Annotated in this window: 19 protein-coding genes and 1 tRNA gene; 12 read left to right on the top strand and 8 right to left on the bottom strand. The window is 45.6% G+C overall.

The genetic code is table 11. From position 1 onward, the window contains the following. Positions 1-34: 34 nt before the first annotated feature. Complete coding sequence (locus AZ602_RS02275; protein WP_078316751.1) at positions 35-337, bottom strand: YbeD family protein; 303 nt, start codon at positions 335-337, stop codon at positions 35-37. A 75-nt stretch (positions 338-412) separates the two neighbouring features. Further along, positions 413-1,207: an inner membrane protein YpjD gene (locus AZ602_RS02270; protein ID WP_199174065.1), complete on the bottom strand. Its 795-nt coding sequence runs from the start codon at positions 1,205-1,207 to the stop codon at positions 413-415. Positions 1,208-1,423: 216 nt separating this feature from the next. Between AZ602_RS02270 and ffh the strand changes: the two genes are divergently transcribed. From ffh to AZ602_RS02225, 9 genes are all read left to right on the top strand, one after another. Next, a complete protein-coding gene (gene ffh / locus AZ602_RS02265) occupies positions 1,424-2,968 on the top strand; it encodes a signal recognition particle protein (protein ID WP_078316752.1) in 1,545 nt (514 codons plus the stop codon). Between the two features lie 93 nt (positions 2,969-3,061). Beyond that, positions 3,062-3,748, top strand: coding sequence for a tRNA (adenosine(37)-N6)-threonylcarbamoyltransferase complex dimerization subunit type 1 TsaB (tsaB, locus tag AZ602_RS02260; protein ID WP_103033485.1), 687 nt, complete (start codon positions 3,062-3,064; stop codon positions 3,746-3,748). Positions 3,749-3,827: 79 nt separating this feature from the next. Beyond that, positions 3,828-4,670, top strand: coding sequence for an undecaprenyl-diphosphate phosphatase (locus AZ602_RS02255; RefSeq protein WP_103033484.1), 843 nt, complete (start codon positions 3,828-3,830; stop codon positions 4,668-4,670). Positions 4,671-4,694: 24 nt separating this feature from the next. Further along, positions 4,695-5,489: a class I SAM-dependent methyltransferase gene (locus tag AZ602_RS02250; protein ID WP_103033483.1), complete on the top strand. Its 795-nt coding sequence runs from the start codon at positions 4,695-4,697 to the stop codon at positions 5,487-5,489. Between the two features lie 50 nt (positions 5,490-5,539). After that, positions 5,540-5,788 carry a hypothetical protein gene (locus AZ602_RS02245; protein ID WP_103033482.1) on the top strand — a complete coding sequence of 83 codons (249 nt, stop codon included), beginning with the start codon at positions 5,540-5,542 and terminating at the stop codon, positions 5,786-5,788. Positions 5,789-5,800: 12 nt separating this feature from the next. Further along, positions 5,801-6,727 carry a 4-hydroxybenzoate octaprenyltransferase gene (gene ubiA, locus AZ602_RS02240; RefSeq protein WP_103033481.1) on the top strand — a complete coding sequence of 309 codons (927 nt, stop codon included), beginning with the start codon at positions 5,801-5,803 and terminating at the stop codon, positions 6,725-6,727. A gap of 202 nt (positions 6,728-6,929) precedes the next feature. Next, positions 6,930-8,519, top strand: coding sequence for an inorganic phosphate transporter (locus AZ602_RS02235; RefSeq protein ID WP_078316758.1), 1,590 nt, complete (start codon positions 6,930-6,932; stop codon positions 8,517-8,519). Between the two features lie 279 nt (positions 8,520-8,798). Continuing rightward, on the top strand, positions 8,799-9,344 hold the full coding sequence (locus tag AZ602_RS02230; RefSeq protein WP_227525141.1) for a hypothetical protein: 546 nt from the start codon (positions 8,799-8,801) through the stop codon (positions 9,342-9,344). 100 nt (positions 9,345-9,444) lie between these two features. After that, complete coding sequence (locus tag AZ602_RS02225; RefSeq protein WP_078316759.1) at positions 9,445-9,810, top strand: hypothetical protein; 366 nt, start codon at positions 9,445-9,447, stop codon at positions 9,808-9,810. 91 nt (positions 9,811-9,901) lie between these two features. Here the strand turns inward: AZ602_RS02225 and AZ602_RS02220 are convergent. The 5 genes from AZ602_RS02220 to argG all read right to left on the bottom strand — a co-directional run bounded on the left by AZ602_RS02220 (position 9,902) and on the right by argG (position 14,129). Further along, positions 9,902-9,977: transfer RNA gene (locus AZ602_RS02220), tRNA-Glu, on the bottom strand. Positions 9,978-10,276: 299 nt separating this feature from the next. After that, the gene (locus tag AZ602_RS02215) at positions 10,277-10,765 is read right to left on the bottom strand and encodes a YajQ family cyclic di-GMP-binding protein (protein ID WP_103033480.1); all 489 of its coding nucleotides are present in this window, start codon (positions 10,763-10,765) and stop codon (positions 10,277-10,279) included. A 37-nt stretch (positions 10,766-10,802) separates the two neighbouring features. Then, positions 10,803-11,474, bottom strand: coding sequence for a ribonuclease T (rnt, locus tag AZ602_RS02210; protein WP_103033479.1), 672 nt, complete (start codon positions 11,472-11,474; stop codon positions 10,803-10,805). After that, complete coding sequence (gene pyrC / locus AZ602_RS02205) at positions 11,474-12,535, bottom strand: dihydroorotase (RefSeq protein WP_103033478.1); 1,062 nt, start codon at positions 12,533-12,535, stop codon at positions 11,474-11,476. Before pyrC ends, rnt begins: the two co-directional genes overlap by 1 nt. A gap of 250 nt (positions 12,536-12,785) precedes the next feature. Further along, the gene (argG, locus tag AZ602_RS02200; protein ID WP_078316763.1) at positions 12,786-14,129 is read right to left on the bottom strand and encodes an argininosuccinate synthase; all 1,344 of its coding nucleotides are present in this window, start codon (positions 14,127-14,129) and stop codon (positions 12,786-12,788) included. Positions 14,130-14,367: 238 nt separating this feature from the next. Between argG and AZ602_RS02195 the strand changes: the two genes are divergently transcribed. From AZ602_RS02195 to AZ602_RS02185, 3 genes are read left to right on the top strand one after another with little or no spacing between them, the layout of a single operon-like run. Further along, positions 14,368-14,862, top strand: coding sequence for a L,D-transpeptidase (locus AZ602_RS02195; protein ID WP_103033477.1), 495 nt, complete (start codon positions 14,368-14,370; stop codon positions 14,860-14,862). A 26-nt stretch (positions 14,863-14,888) separates the two neighbouring features. Further along, on the top strand, positions 14,889-15,314 hold the full coding sequence (locus AZ602_RS02190; protein ID WP_103033476.1) for a hypothetical protein: 426 nt from the start codon (positions 14,889-14,891) through the stop codon (positions 15,312-15,314). Positions 15,315-15,352: 38 nt separating this feature from the next. Beyond that, complete coding sequence (locus AZ602_RS02185) at positions 15,353-16,330, top strand: LysR family transcriptional regulator (RefSeq protein WP_078316766.1); 978 nt, start codon at positions 15,353-15,355, stop codon at positions 16,328-16,330. 76 nt (positions 16,331-16,406) lie between these two features. Here AZ602_RS02185 and AZ602_RS02180 read toward each other — a convergent pair whose 3' ends face one another. Continuing rightward, positions 16,407-16,994: a FixH family protein gene (locus tag AZ602_RS02180; RefSeq protein WP_369803845.1), complete on the bottom strand. Its 588-nt coding sequence runs from the start codon at positions 16,992-16,994 to the stop codon at positions 16,407-16,409. Positions 16,995-17,098 lie beyond the last annotated feature (104 nt).

The raw sequence follows: 17,098 nt of genomic DNA, 5'->3' as shown, positions 1-17,098 counted from the left end.
GATACCAAAAAGACCGTGCAAGACGGTCTTCGTTTTAGACGACAGTACGGACGCTTTCGGCCTTATCCAAGGCGGTGTACAAGCGATTGACTTGATCGGCGTGCGTCAGGTGTAAATTGACACGCAGCGAATGAAAACGGCCTGTACGCGAAGGACGCACCTGAATCGTGGCATGATCAAACTCAGGAAACAACTCAGCCAAGATCAGCTTAACTTCATTGAGCAGGCTGTCGTGATGACCTTCATGGCCGATGATGCTCATCGGATAATCCATTGGAAAATGCCACAGATCAGGGTTTTGGATTTCGGTGCGTGCGGGTTTTTGAGATTGGGTCATAAAAATTTCCTACTAAAAATGTTTGAGTACTTAATGGGGATGATTTGGCCAATTAAAAGAGCCAAAAACCATCAGTCAGCTTAACAAAAACTCCATCACTGCCTTAGATCCCACAAAGCCCACCGCCAACAGTACAAAGCCATAGATGGCAAAATTCGCCGCGCGCTTACCCCGCCAGCCATAGCGATAATGACCAGCAATCAGCACGCCATATAATAGCCAGCTGAGCACGCTAAACACCATCTTATGTGCGATGTGCTGTGTCATGATGTCATAAGTCGCCCCAAAGCCCAAGCCCAGTGCGATGCTCAAAATCACAAAGCCCATCAAAATCATATCAAATAACAAGCTCTCCATGCTCTGTAGTGATGGCAGGCGAGATACCCAAAAACGGTGAATGGTTTTGTGCTTGAGTTCACGAATTTGTAGGCGAAGCAGCAATCCTTGTACCGCTGCCATCAACAGCACACAATAAGCGGCAAAAGACAGCAGGATATGCACTTGAAGATAAATGCCAAGCTGTTCAATCGGCTCATAAGTGGCATCGCCGATATAGCCCAAGCTCACCCCAATCAACGCACTTGGCACTGCCAAAATCCCAAGGCTTAAAATCGGACGATATAAGCCAAACAGCACATAAAATAGTAGGAAAAATAAACTGGTAAGATTTAGCGTATTATATAGATTAAAATTCAGTCCATCTGTGGTGATGATTTGTGGATACAATAAACAGCCATGTAAAACTAGCCCAATGCCAAGTACGCCCAGTAGCAAACCTTTTGAAATGCTGCTTTGCTTGACTAAGGCATTTGCCAAATACAGACTGCTTGCTGTATAAATCAGCACGACACTCAAAAAAATCAACAGCACAAAAACCCCTTTATTCTTATACCATCAACACATCAAGCCTGCTTGTGTTGCGTGATTACACGCTAAAATACAGCAAAAATAGTCAATATTGATGGGATTCGTGCAATTAAATTGGAATATTTGCCTAATTTAGCATAAAATAGCAGTTATTTGTAGCAATAGTTTTGGCAAGTGGCTATCTTGACGCGCTTGTCACTTGATAATGACGGATTTGATATGTTTGATACTTTAACAGAACGACTCTCTGGCAGTTTGCGTAATATCGCGGGTACTGGTCAGCTTACCGAAGATAACATCAAAGACACGCTGCGTGAAGTGCGTATGGCACTGCTTGAAGCGGATGTGGCATTGCCTGTGGCACGAGATTTTGTCGCTAAGGTCAAAGAGCAGGCATTGGGTCAAGATGTCCTAAAAGAGCTGGCACCGGGTCAAGCCTTTGTCAAAATCGTCTATGATGAGCTGACCGAAATGATGGGGAGTGCAAACCAATCGCTTGAGATGACAGGTAAGCCACCAATGGTCTATCTGTTGGCTGGTTTGCAAGGTGCAGGTAAGACGACCACGGCGGGTAAATTGGCGAAGTTTTTGCAAGAAAAACAAGGCAAAAAAGTCATGCTGGTATCAGCGGACGTGTATCGTCCTGCGGCGATTAAGCAGCTTGAGCAGGTGGCAGGACAAGTCAAAGCAAGCTTTGTACCATCATCGGTGGATGAAAAGCCGATTGATATCGCTCGTCGTGCGATTAATGAAGCTAAGCTGCAGTATCAAGACATCCTAATCATCGACACCGCAGGTCGCTTGCATATCGATGATGAGATGATGGATGAAATCAAAGAGCTGACCGCAGCGGTCAATCCAGTAGAGACGCTGTTCGTCGTCGATGCGATGACTGGTCAAGACGCTGCCAATACCGCCAAAGCGTTCAATGATGCACTGCCACTGACTGGCGTGATTTTGACCAAGACCGATGGCGATGCCCGTGGTGGTGCGGCTCTGTCGGTGCGTGCGATTACTGGTAAGCCGATTAAGTTTTTGGGTCGTGGCGAAAAACTAGAAGCGCTTGAGTTATTCCACCCTGAGCGTATCGCACAGCGTATTCTTGGCATGGGTGATGTGCTGAGTTTGGTCGAAGAAGTCGAAGCAAAAATCGACCGCGAAAAAGCCGAACAAATGGCGAAAAAGATGCAAAAGGGCGGTGAATTTGACCTTGAAGATCTTTTGACCCAATTCCAACAAATGAAAAATCTAGGCGGTATGGCAGGTTTTCTAGATAAGATGCCAGGCTTAGGCGGTGCAGATATCCAAAAGGCGATGGCAGAAGCCAAACCAGAAGAAAAGGTCAAAGAAATGGAAGCATTGATTCATTCGATGACGCCATTTGAACGCCAAAATCCAGACAAAATCACCCCAAGCCGTAAGCGTCGTATCGCTGCAGGTTCGGGTAAACAAATCCAAGATGTCAATCGCTTGCTCAAGCAACACAAGCAGATGGCAAAAATGATGAAAATGATCAGCCGTCCTGATGGTATCGGCAAGATGATGAAAGCGGTACAGGGCTTGACTCGTGGTATGTCAGGCGGTGGTCCATTGTTTGGCAATAAAGGTGGTGATGCCAATCAAGCAGCGAATATGGCAGAGATGCAAAAATCGATGCAGGATTTGGGACTAAACCCGAACGACTTGCCAAGCATGGAAGAAATGCAGAAAAAAATGCAAGAAATGGGCGGTCAGCTACCACCACAATTCAAAAAACGCTTCTGATGCATTCATGGTATCACGACGCCCAAGCTATCATGGCTTGGGTCTTAAATTGTCGGTATAAATTGTCAGCAAAATCAGTATATAGGGTAAAACATGGCAATCTTAATGGCGTTTGATACGGTATTTGAGCAGTGTTCGGTGGCAATCGTACAAGATGGCACGGTGCTGTATCATAAGAGTGTTGCGGGCAATCGTGGGCAGACTGAGATTATCCTTGGGATGGTAGATGAGGCCTTGATGCAGACAGGCTTGTCATTAGCTCAACTAGACTGCTTGGCGTTCAACCGTGGACCAGGTGCGTTTAGCGGTATTCGCATTAATACAGCGGTGGTGCAGGCATTATCTGTCGCCAGTGATACACCCTGTGTCGGTGTGTCAAGCTTGGCTGTACTTGCCGATACTGCCTGCCAAAATGATGACTTTAAAGACAACACCGTCATATCAGCAGTGATGGACGCTCGCCAAAACCAAGTATATCATGGGCGATTTGTCACCAAAAATGGCACGCTTAACCGTGATGATGCCGATGGGATAGTCGGTGATGAAGCTTTGCTGGATTATGACAGCCATCTTATTTGTGATGTGGTCGTAGGTGATGGGGTGCAGCTCGTGCAGACTGACAATGCCCAAACTGTGCAGGTGCATCCTACGGCGGTGGATATTGCACGCCTTGGGCTGATTGACTTTTTGGCAGGCAAAGCGGTGAGTGCCGACAATGCATTGCCTGTGTATCTGCGAGATAATGCGTGGAAAACGCTGGCTGAACAGGGCAAAGCTTAAGCTTTCGGGTTTGGCTTAAGCCAAATTTCAGATTTGTGGTGTACAATACGCCGTCTTTTTATTTTTCTTAGGTTGTACTATGGATATTTTGCTGATTATCAAAGCCGTCATCATGGGTATTGTTGAAGGCATTGCAGAATTTTTGCCGATTTCTAGCACTGGCTATTTGATTTTGTCAGCGGATATGATGAATTTTTTGAGCGGTGAATTTCGCAATCTATTCATCGTTTTTATTCAGCTTGGGGCGATTTTGGCGGTCATTTATGATTACTGGGGCAGATTGTGGAATGCCTTTATCGGGCTATTGACCGGTAAGGCAGAAGGCCTTGCCAAGCCTCGCCAGCTGGGTCTTGCTTTGATTGTAGCGACCATACCTGTGATGGTGATGGGCTTTTTGTTCGCTGATGTGATTACCGAGGTGCTGTTCCATCCTTTGGTGGTGGCGACCATGCTGATCATTGGCGCGCTACTGATTATTTATGCTGAGAAAACTCCTCGTAAAATCATCGCTATCGAGGCCGAGAACATCAGCTTTAAGACCGCACTGTATATTGGTCTGTGTCAATGTCTGGCGCTCATTCCAGGCACGAGCCGTTCGGGGGCAACCATCATTGGGGCGTTGCTACTTGGTACATCACGCAAGGCGGCGACTGAGTTTTCGTTTTTCTTGGGCATTCCTGTGATTGTTGGTGCGGCACTGCTTGATTTGGTCAAACACAAAGATGCGCTACAGACCAGTAGTGACTGGATGATCTTGGCTGTCGGTACAGTGGTGTCATTCATCGTAGCACTGCTTTGTATCCGCTTGATGGTGGGCTGGGTCTCCAAAAAAGACTTTATGATTTTTGCTTGGCTGCGTATCATCACAGGCGTGGTGGTGTTGATTGCGTTTTTTGGATTTGGTTATCAGATTCAAGGCTAATCGGTGGTTAAAAAGGGGTGTGCGATGCTATTTTTTGGTGTGGATATTGAGCAGATTAAGCCAATTGAGTCACTGATCAGCACGCACGAGTTGCCGATACAGTTGGATTTTATTAAATTATCAAAACTTAATAATAAGCATCTGAATTTCGCATTTTGCGATCATCATGCCAATCAGGCATTTATCGTTGAAAAAGATAGATTGCTACTGATCCAAAAGCTAGGCGACGATATCATCAAAGTCAGCCCTGATTGGGCATCACAGACTCGTCGTGTGGTATCGGCAGGGCGTAAGTCGGAGCTTGTATTGCAGGCGTGTCGGCTCAATGCAGGCATGATGGCGATTGACGGCACAGCAGGCTTTGGGCATGACAGCCTAATACTTGCTAGCACTGGGGCGAGTGTCTTGATGCTTGAGAGTAATCCTATCATGGCGCTGATGCTGTATGCTGAATATGCTTATATGCAGGACAATCAAAATTGGCAAGGTCTATTATCACGGCTGTCTATCCGCTATGGTGATGTGCGTGATTGCAGTGATGGTGCTGATGTCGTCTATCTAGATCCGATGTTTCCCAAGGATAGCTATGATGCCAAAGTGAATAAATATATGCAAGCCTTGCACAGTTTTGTATCACCACCAACTCTTGATGATGAAAATGAGCTATTAAGCCATGCTAAATCATTATTGCACAGTGCGGATGGACGAGTGGTGGTAAAAAGACCGCTAAATGCACCTTTTTTGGCGAACGAGCCACCCATTCAGTCATGGCAAAATGACGCCATCCGTTTTGACAGATATGATGGCCAAATGCCCTGACGAAGTGGTGATGGCCAAATCGATGACTTGATGATATGAGGATAATAAGGATGGATAATTTTATTGTTTGGGCGTATTTGGGCATCAGCGTATTACTGCTTATCCAAAATTTCAATCACAAACGCCGTATCCGCACGCTTGAGGATGAGATCTTTAAGCTAAAACAGCATGAATGGCTACCATTTGCGCGGACACAGGCGCACTTACCGATGGCACAGTCAGTCAAGGCCATTCGTACACAGTTTCCTGAGCTGAGCCTAAGGCAGGCTTTGCAGCTTTATACCATCGCCAAACAGTGATTGAGTAGTAGCATGAAAAACCATCAAACAGGCGAGCCGATGACGCTTCGTGATAAGCTGACTGCATGGCTGCAGTTGACCCGATTTGACAAACCAGTCGGCACTGAGCTTTTGCTTTATCCGACCTTGTGGGCGGTGCTATTGGCGTATGTCGGTGCCGCTCGATCCATCGACTGGCTCGTGGTGCTGATTTTTACGCTTGGTGCTGTGCTGATGCGTGCAGCGGGCTGTGCCATTAATGACTTTGCTGATCGCAAGGTGGATGGACAGGTCAAGCGTACCAATGGCAGACCGCTGGCTGATGGGCGACTGTCTGCCAAGACTGCAGTAGCGACATTCGTGGGGTTGTCATTGCTGTCAGCGTGCTTGCTGTTTTTCTTGCCAGTTGCGGTGTTTTATTGGTCGCTTGGAGCGGTGGCGCTTGCATTCATCTATCCATTTATGAAGCGATACACCAATTTGCCACAGCTGGTGCTGGCAGCGGCATTTGGCTGGGCGATACCGATGGCGTATGTGGCAGTGCAGGGGCATACCGATGTGTGGACTTGGGTGCTGTTCGTCGCTTATATGTGCTGGACGGTGGCGTATGATACACAGTATGCGATGTGTGACCGTGATGATGATGTTAAAATCGGGGTCAAATCCACGGCGATTTTATTTGGTCGCTATGATGTGCTGATCATTACTTTGTTACAAGTCGGGTTTTTGGTATTGATGGCAATGGCTTTGGCGCATTATTTTGGGCTATTGTCGATGCTGTCTTTGGCGCCGGTGCTTGTGATGTTTTTTGGGATTCAATACCCTCTAATCAAAGACCGTGAGCGCTTGGCGTGCTTTGCAGCATTTCGTCACAATGCGTGGGTGGGGCGTTATGTGTTTGCGGCGATCGTTGCTCTGACACTGCTGAATTTGAACAGTGTGGCTCAATCTTATCATTGAACCAATCAAAAAAATGATGCAAACGACAAGTGATTTGATGACAGCATCCTCAAAAATTTTAGCGAAACTTGCTTAACTGTGTTAAAATGTCATCAAACTGTCATATTGTAAATTTATAATCTGCACAGATCAAATCGTTAGACGGCCACCTTAGGGAGAAAGCGCTCTGGATGGTGGTTTTTTTGTATATTTTGGCGGATTTATGGTAAATTCAGCGAAGCAAAGCACGCCAATGGCAGCCAATGTGTTTTTTGGTTTGTTGTTGGCAGGTATGAGCATTTATTTTATCCAATGGGGCCTGAACTACACCATGCATCAACAAGTGATGCTATTCATGGTGGCAAGTTTCTTTGGTATTTTTATGGCGTTCAACATCGGTGGTAACGATGTTGCCAACTCTTTTGGTACCTCTGTTGGTGCTGGTACTTTGACAGTAACGCAAGCGTTGGCAGTTGCTGCGATTTTTGAGGTATCAGGCGCGGTGCTGGCAGGTGCGGCAGTGACCGACACGATTCGCAGTGGCATCGTTGATATCAGCGGATTGGGCGTGACACCCAATCAATTCATTTATCTGATGCTGTCAGCATTGATTGCTGCGGCTTTTTGGCTATTGTTCGCCACCAAGCGCGGTTTGCCAGTATCGACGACGCATGCCATCATTGGTGGTATCGTCGGCAGCTCGATCGTGCTTGGCATCAGCATTGGCGGTACTGAGTTGGCATTTGAGACGGTGCGTTGGTCGAAGATCCGTGACATTGCTATGTCGTGGGTACTATCACCAGTACTGGGTGGCTTGTTGTCGTATATTTTATATAGCATCATTAAGAAAAACATCTTGGCTTATAATGATAAAGCCGAGATCGAAGTCAAGGCCATCAAAGCCCAAAAGAAAAGCCTTAAGCGCCAACAAAAAGAATATTTCGACACGCTTTCAGAGCATGAGAAGCTGCCATATACCAACGCCATGCTGCGCGACCAAGAGGTGTATCAGGACAGCGACTGCCAGCGTGAAGATTTGGAGACAGAATATTATCGTTCATTGTTTGAGCTTGAGCGTAAGCGCGAGAATCTGGACACACTAAAAGCCCTTAAAACTTGGGTGCCTTTGATTGCAGCGCTCGGTGCCGTGATCATGACCGCAATGGTGGTCTTTAAGGGTCTGTCTAATACTGGTCTTGAGCTATCGACACTGCAGGCAGGACTTGTGATGGGTATGCTGGGTGCGATGGTATGGCTGACGGCCTTTATTTACACCAAAACCATTCGCGGCAAGCATAAAGAGGATTTGGGCAAGGCAACCTTCGTCATGTTCAGCTGGATGCAGGTATTTACCGCGTGTGCGTTCGCGTTTAGTCACGGCTCGAATGACATCGCCAATGCGGTTGGCCCGTTCGTTGCCATCATGGATGTGATCAAAAACAATGCCATCGAAGCTAAAGCAACTGTTCCAGGCCCTGTGATGATTACTTTTGGTGTCGCATTGATCGTGGGCTTGTGGTTTATTGGCAAAGAAGTGATCCAAACCGTCGGTACCAATCTGACCGAGATGCATCCTGCCTCAGGATTTGCAGCAGAATTGGCTGCTGCTGCGGTCGTGATGGGTGCATCAAGTTTGGGCATTCCTGTATCGAGTACTCACATCCTAGTGGGTGCAGTATTGGGTATTGGTATGGTGAATAAGAACACCAACTGGAGATTGATGAAGCCGATCGGTCTGGCGTGGGTGATTACATTGCCTGCGGCGGCAGCGATCAGTGCCATCTCATTCTTGCTATTGACCAACTTTTTATAAGCCTTTTAGTGACTTAAAAGCTCTGCGATGGCAGGGCTTTTTTTGTGGGCGATCTGACAAGTAATGACTTGTCAACAGATTACCCATATTAAGAACTTCTCAAGACAGCCCGTTACGAGGATTTGAGCGAAACTGCCACCGCACTATAGGCAAACTTGGTGATACCGCTTATAATATCGATAAAAGTGTATTGAGCGGATGTCACGCTTTTAAAAAGATATTTTGGATAAATGGTGTATGGTGTAGAGTGCATATCCTATGCATTTGTAAGAGAAGTTTATGATAAAAAAATATCAAGCTCGCAAACAGGTTAAAAAGATGCTGATTAGCAGTCTTATACAATGTGTAGAATTGCTAATTCAAAACAATGCCAGCAATCAAATAATTGCCGAGCGTTTGACAGAATGGATTAACAGCCATCAAGCTGAATTGGCGGATACAATTTTTGATGAAGTTTATGATATTTTTCGATTTAAAGATTTGAGCGTTTTGGATTATCCCGTTTCCTGTACCAATCATGCAAATCTTATGTATGGACTGAAAAATTTCTTGAAATTTAAGACATGCACTGAATCATTAGCCGTGTTATTTAGAGATTGTTTAGAAGAGTTATTTTTTGTGGAAATAGACTTTGATTGCGCCAATTGTGGTGCAGGTGGACTGATTGTGGTTAAAGAAAAATCACTTGTTTATGAGTGCAGAACCTGTGGATTTTTGCAGGATTTGAACGGAAATAGATATACACCAAGTGATGTGATAACCATACCTACGACATCAGACTTAAAACAAATTGAGTCCAGCAGGGTGCGTACCACGCACTATTGATTGAATGGTTTGATGGTGCGCCGTGCGTACCCTACGTACTGGCGAAACAAAACCTGAGTATCATGAAGTTACTTATTTCAAGGTGAGCGGATAATTAAATATGGCTAAAATAAGAAAAATTTCCATACCTGTATCTATGGATGCTTTAAATAGATTAAATTACGATGTTTGCGAGAGTGGAGATTTGCTTGAAATGATTATTGAAGAATCTGAATTTGATTCTTTATTGAAAACAGGAGTATTTGCTGAAATCAATAAACAACTGGATGTATTGGTCGGTGATTACGAAGATGAATTGATTTTTTTTAAGGATTTTGAAGCGTTGGGAAAAATTCTATATGATTTTATTTGCATTAATCCAAATAATAAGGTTTTGCACAAGGTGTATTTAATTTATGAAATAGCCTGTATTCTAAAAACAGGGCTGTTAATTAGTTTTACTCCTATAAACTTGGCGTCTGCGTAGCGCATGGGGCGCACATCATACACCTAGCCATATAAGCCCCCCACAAAGAAAAACACGCTTAAGCAAATCGCTCAAGCGTGTTTTAGAATATTGGCATCCCATAGGGGATTCGAACCCCTGTTACCGCCGTGAAAGGGCGGTGTCCTAGGCCTCTAGACGAATGGGACACTAGGTTGTAAAGTCAATCTGAATCAGTTTGCTTTACCAACTTTCGGCGCTTTCACCGTTGTTCCGAAAGTGCGCACATTATAGCACAGTTTTGATGGTGGTCAAGCATTTTTTCTAATAATTTTGCCAAAATAGACAATATTTTTATAAGCAATTGATTTATAAGGATTTTAAATTGAAAAAAACCATCCATTGTAATCAGTCCAAGTTATTGATGTATCTTTGTAAAACAAAAAACCGTTCGTTCTATGATGGGGCTTACAAGCCAAGAACGAACGGTTTGATGATTTGGTATCGATCAATCTTTAAAATTATTAAATTGAAGCGGTACACCAAACGATTTTTCTTTCAAGAATGCCATTGCTGTTTGTAGATTGTCCTTTTTCTTGTCGCTGACACGCACTTTGTCGCCTTGGATGCTGGCGGCGACTTTTAGGTCGGATTCTTTGAGTGCTTTGGCGATTTTTTTAGCACTGTCGGCATCCAGACCGTCTTTTAGGTTGATGACTTGCTTGGTGTGTTTGCCTGATTGAGCCTTGTCTTGTGGGTCAAGCGACTGTAAGTCAACGCCGCGTTTGATCAGCTGTTTTTCCAAGATGGCATAGACGTTGTCCGCTTGTAGCTCATTATCCGTGGTGATGGTGATGGTTTTGGCTTTTTCGTTCAGCTCAATGCTGATGTCGCTGCCTTTAAAGTCAAAGCGAGTGGCGATTTCTTTGTCAGCATTGCCGATGGCGTTGCGGACTTCTTGAACATTTAATTCAGAAACGATATCAAAAGATGGCATATTTTTTACTCCAATTTATTCATTAAACTATTTAAAATCAACACTCTACACCATTATCATCAGTCGATGTATCATCACAAGCGACTGGCGATAGTAGCGGCGTGTGATTGACGATATGGCAAAACAGTTCGGCGGTTTTTTGGGTGTCGTACAAGGCAGAATGGGCGTGTGAATTATCAAACTCAATCCCTGCCATGATGCAAGTGCGAGCCAGCACCGTATGTCCATAGGCAAGAGCGGCAAAGCTTGCGGTATCTAGCACGCTAAAGGCATGAAAAGGCGAGTGATTTTTGCTATTGGTGCGGGCGATCGCCGCATTCAAAAATCCCAAATCAAAATGTGCATTATGCCCAACAAGGATGCACTGACGACAGCCATGTTCTTTTTTGAGTGCTTTTAGTTGCTTAAAAATACGACGCAAGGCGACTTTCTCGTCTTTGCTGATGGCTTTGCGAAATGGGCTATCAGGATTAATGCCAGTAAATTTGAGCGCGGCAGGCTCAAGATTTGCCCCTGCAAAAGGCTCAATATGTGCATTGAGTGCTTCGCCTTGGTAGAGTTTGCCGTGCTCATCCATCAAAATCGGCACGCAAGCAATTTCAAGTAGTGCATCGGTGGCGGCATTAAACCCTGCGGTCTCAACATCGACCACCACAGGCAAAAATCCACGAAAACGATTGGCAATCGTTGGTGTTACAACTTCACTCATCAGCGCACCACTTGCCAGTCGATATCCGTACCTGCCAGTAGTGGCGTCAAGGTCTTGTCACCCAAATAGTCATAATGCGATGGGACGGTTTGGGCTTGCTTGATGAGCGTGATGGTGCTGGTGTTGACAGGCAGGCCATAAAAATTGGCACCATATACCGATGCGAAGTTTTCAAGCTTATCTAGTGCATTCATCTGTTCAAAGGCGGCGGTATACAAAGGTAGGGCGTGTACCGCGCTATAACAGCCAGCACAACCACAAGCAGACTCTTTGGTGTGCGTCGCGTGTGGTGCAGAATCTGTGCCCAAGAAAAACTTCGGATTGCCGCTAGTGGCAACTTCAAGCAGACGCTGTTGATGGCTTTGGCGTTTTAGGATTGGCAAGCAGTAATAATGCGGCTTGACACCACCGACCAGTAGATGATTGCGGTTAAATAGTAGATGTTGTGGCGTAATGGTAGCAGCGACATTATCAGCTTGAGCAAGTACAAAGTCAGCAGCATCAGCGGTGGTGATATGTTCACAGACGACTTTTAGCGTTGGGAAATGTGTGATGATATCGCTTAGTACATCGTCTAAGAATCGTTTTTCGCGATCAAAAATATCAATCTCACTGTGAGTGACTTCGCCATGCACCAGTAGCGGCAAGCCAATCTCTTGCATGGTCTCAAAGATGCTGTAACGACCTTTGATGTCGGTCACGCCATCGGCTGAGTTGGTGGTTGCACCTGCTGGGTATAGCTTGACCGCTGACACGACGCCTGATGCGACTGCTGCACGGATGTCATCACTGGTGGTGTGATCGGTCAGGTACAATACCATGCGTGGGTCAAAGGCATCTTTACGAGCTTGAGCCAAATCGCTTGCCATCAGTGCATCCAAGATACGCTCACGGTAAGCCATGGCTTGTTCTGTGGTTTTGACTGGTGGTACGAGATTTGGCATACAAATCACACGGTTAAAGCTACTAGCGGCGTGTGGTACGGTGGTGGCTAGAGCATCGCCATCACGCAGATGGATATGCCAGTCGTCAGGTTGGATTAGGGTCAGAGTGGTGGTCATAAAAGGCTCGCTTGGCTGATGATCTATTGAGTAATGATTGATAAATTATACAATATTTCTCAATGAAATGGCTGAAAATCAATATCTTGTCATTATTCTAGCATGGGGCGCTTTTGTCAAGGTGTTTGCAGGATAAATTTGCTGAATAAAGGCGCTTTTGGCATCAGTGATGCTTTGCCAAAAAAAATTCCCAACCGATAACGATTGGGAATTTGATAGGTTTATACTAGGCTGATTTGCCCTAATTACCTTATTTACCTTTGTTTTCAAGCTGTGGTACGGCATTACCACCGCCTAGGCCAAGCAGACCTGATTGGACATACAGACCCAGCTTTTGGCGAGTGTCGGCGATGTCTAGGTTACGCATGGTTAGCTGACCGATACGATCTAGCGGTGTGAATGCTGCATCTTCGACTTTTTCCATCGATAGACGATCCGCTTCGTAGGTTAGGTTTGGTGATTCGGTATTTAGGATGCTGTAGTCATTGCCACGGCGTAGCTCAACAGTGACTGTGCCTGTGATGGCTTTGGCAACCCAACGCTGAGCGGTCTCACGCAGCATCAGTGCTTGTGAGTCGAACCAGCGACCTTGATACAGTAGGCGACCCAGACGCAGACCATTGATGCGGTATTGCTCGATGGTGTCTTCGTTGTGGATACCAGTCACCAGACGCTCATAGGTGATGTGAAGTAGCGCCATGCCTGGTGCTTCATAGATGCCACGAGATTTGGCTTCGATGATGCGGTTTTCGATTTGGTCAGTCATGCCAAGACCGTGGCGACCACCGATTTCGTTGGCTTTTAGGATTAGATCGACTGGGCTGTCAAATTTCTCACCATTGATGGCGACAGGTACACCTTCTTCGAAAGTGACGCTGACGGTTTCGGCTTTGACTTCAACTGTCTCATCCCAGTAGCGTACGCCCATGATAGGCTCGACGATTTTATGGCTGGCATCTAGATATTCTAGGTCTTTGGCTTCATGCGTTGCACCAAGCATATTTGAGTCAGTTGAGTAGGCTTTTTCTTTGCTCATCTTATAATCAAAGCCATTATCAATCAAAAATTGGCTCATCTCAGCACGACCGCCAAGCTCATCGATGAAAGTTTGGTCAAGCCATGGTTTATAGATTTTTAGTTCAGGATTGGCAAGTAGGCCATAGCGATAAAAACGCTCAATATCATTGCCCTTATAAGTTGAGCCATCGCCCCAGATATTGACATCATCTTCACGCATCGCTGACACCAGCATCGTGCCAGTCACCGCACGGCCGAGTGGTGTGGTGTTAAAGTATGGCATACCGCCTGTTGTCACATGAAATGCACCGCACTGAATGGCGGCGATACCTTCTTGGGCAAGCTGTAGGCGGCAATCCACCAAACGCGCCTTGATCGCGCCGTATTGTTCAGCCTTAGCAGGGATGGCGTTATAATCATCTTCATCAGGCTGACCAAGGTTGGCAGTATAAGCATAAGGTTCAGCACCTTTTTGCTTCATCCAAAGCAGTGCTGCAGAAGTGTCCAAACCGCCAGAAAAAGCGATACCAACTTTTTTGCCAGTTGGCAAATTTTGTAAAATGGTTGCATTACTCATTGCATAATCCTTGATTTATCACAAAAAGAAATAAGGTCATGGCTGATTATAACATTTTGGCAAGCGATGTGGGAATTTTTAGTGAGATTTTCTTAAAAAATGACAAATTTTAGGACAAGTTTTATAGAAATATCACCAAAATACCCAAAGCTTTGCTATACTATCAATTTTGAAAATGATGATTATTTCTTAACATGTCATCTATACGATCTACGCATGCTATCTGTAAGGGGGCGGCATGACAATTCAACTGCACATCGACACTCAGACACAGGCGCTGTACTTGATGCGTGATGGTCAGATGGTGCGAAGTTTTTTGGTTTCAACTGCCAAAAACGGCACAGGGCAAGCTGAAGGCAGTGGCTGCACACCGCTTGGTAAGCATCAGATTAGCGAAAAATTTGGTGATGGATTGCCAAATAATGCAGTGTTTGTCGCGCGTCGATTCACCGGTGAGCTGTATGATGACAATCTTGCCTGTGAGCACCCTGAGCGTGATTGGATTTTGGGTCGGATATTATGGCTAGATGGCTGCGAAGAGGGCGTTAATAAAGGCTATGATGCTAATGACATCTGCGTCGATACCAAGTCTCGCTATGTCTATATTCATGGTACGCCTGATACAGAGCCGATGGGTGTGCCGATGTCGCATGGCTGTGTGCGTATGCGTAATGAAGAGCTGGTTTGGTTATATGATCAAGTCGCTGTCGGCTGTGAAGTGATTATTAGATAATCATTGGATACTTAGGGGAAACTCAGATGAAAAAATTAGCAATAATCGTAGCGGCTGTCAGTGTTATCAGTGCCTGCCAAAGCACCGAAGGCCTTGTTATCACCAAAAAAGATGGCATGACCACCGCCGTACCAAACACTGCACCTAAGCATAGCTTGCCTGCGGATCATGCACTCAAATATGCCCCACAAGTCACCCAAAACGCCGCCGAAACAGGTAATCTGATGATCTTTTTTGAGCCATCGGACAAGGCGTCAGTGCTTGAGATGGTCAAACGCCGTGGCGATGAGCTGATTTATAGCTATGAGAATTTTAACGGCATCGCCATTCGTCCAATGTATCATCCTGTAGATGCTACCATCAGTGCTTATCAACAGCTAAAAGGCGTGCTAAGCGTACAGCGTGATACGGTGCAAAAGATTGGCTTGCCGACGCCGTCAGAGTCACAATGACGCTACGATGATGGCATAATACTTACAAGGTTGTTTTTATGAATTTACAAAAAGTCGATCTCAATTTACTGTTTTATTTAGATGTGTTACTCAGAGAAAAAAATGTCACTCGTGCTGCTGAACAGCTGGGCATCACTCAGCCTGCGATGAGTAATATTTTGCGCCGGTTGCGTTCACTGCTCAACGATCCGTTGTTGGTGCGTTCGTCCGAAGGGATGACACCGACCGAACGGGCTTTTGAGCTACAGCCGCGAGTGCGAGAAGTGCTGTCAGACATCACGACTTTACTTGAGCCTCGCACCGAGTTTCGTCCGTATAGCACCTCTCGTGTGTTTCGTATCATGACAAGTGACTATGCCGAAGCGACGCTTGTGCCACGACTGGTCAAGGCACTGCGTTCAGAAGCACCCAATGTCATTTTGGACTTTTTGACACCATCGGATGTGTCGTATCGTGATATGGAACAAGGACGGGTGGATTTGGCGATTAACCGCTTTAATGAAATCCCCCAAAGCTTTCATCAGGTCTTGGTGTGGCGTGATACATTCAGTTGTCTGTTGTCTGCTGATAGCCCTTATGCCCATCGCTTTAATCTAAAAAACTACCTAAAAGCGCAGCATGTCTGGGTATCAAAGACGGGAATGGGTGTCGGCTTTGGGGTCAATCCCGAAAAATCAGGCGGGCTAGGCTCTATCGACCAAGCATTGCAACGACTTGGTCAAAAACGCCAAATCAGCGTCTTTACCCGTCATTATCAGATGCCTGCGATGCTTGCGGCAAATAAGGATTTGATTGCGACACTACCTACTCGTGTGGCAAAACTACAGGCGGATAACAACCCGCAAATCGTCGTCAAAGAACCGCCGTTTTTTATTCCCGAATTTGAGCTGACGATGGCATGGTCACCGCTGCTTCAGCATCATCCAGCACATCGCTGGCTACGGCAGCTGATTTTGCATGTGGCGCGTCAAGTCATCGCCGAAGAAGAGCAGGCGGCAAAACATACTGACAAATAACACGACAAACAAAAAAAGATTATGTACATGCATAATCTTTTTTTGTTTGGATGAAAGATGAGTTTTGAGAATTAACTCACTCGACTTTGTCACTGACATCAGCGCGTTTATTACGCTGATCAGGCAGGTGATTGCCAGTATGATCGAAGCTTGTCAGAGGATGAAAGCTGATATTGTTGATGGGAAAAGTTTCGTGCTGCACCAAACGCCAATTATGCGCGCCATCATTTTCAATTTGCACATAATATTTGGCAGGGCTTTGATCCATCACGACTTCCCCATAATACACATTGTCAGACTGGTGCACCAAAGCGACATCGCGATCTTTGGAGATGTCGGTGGCATGCGAGATTTTGGCGCTTAGGGTTTTGGGATAGACCAAAGGCGTACCATCGTTTAGAGTATGGGTTGTTAGATTGTCGGCAGGATAATTCAACTCAAAGCGCAGGCGAGTTTTGTCGTCTTGCTGCTCAAATCGCATCACACCGCTGATGCCTAGATCGTAGGTCATCTGATCACGCGAGGCGTCTTGGTACAGTGCTTTGCCATCCATGTACCAGTCATCGCGGACGGTTGAGTCTTGTATTTTGATAGAATAATAAATAAAAAACAAGCAGACAATTACCACCAAGGCAGGCAGACCGATGACGAAAACCAATACCATGTAGTTTTTGTACCAAAGGTTGTTTGGTTGATTTGATGAAGTGTGATGCATAAGCAAATTACCAAAGAGCAAATTCAAAAACAGGCTCCATTGTAACACAATGC

The organism is Moraxella sp. RCAD0137, from assembly GCF_002894025.1.
Classification (GTDB): Bacteria; Pseudomonadota; Gammaproteobacteria; order Pseudomonadales; family Moraxellaceae; genus Moraxella; species Moraxella porci.
This window is presented reverse-complemented; position numbering and strand designations above follow the sequence as displayed.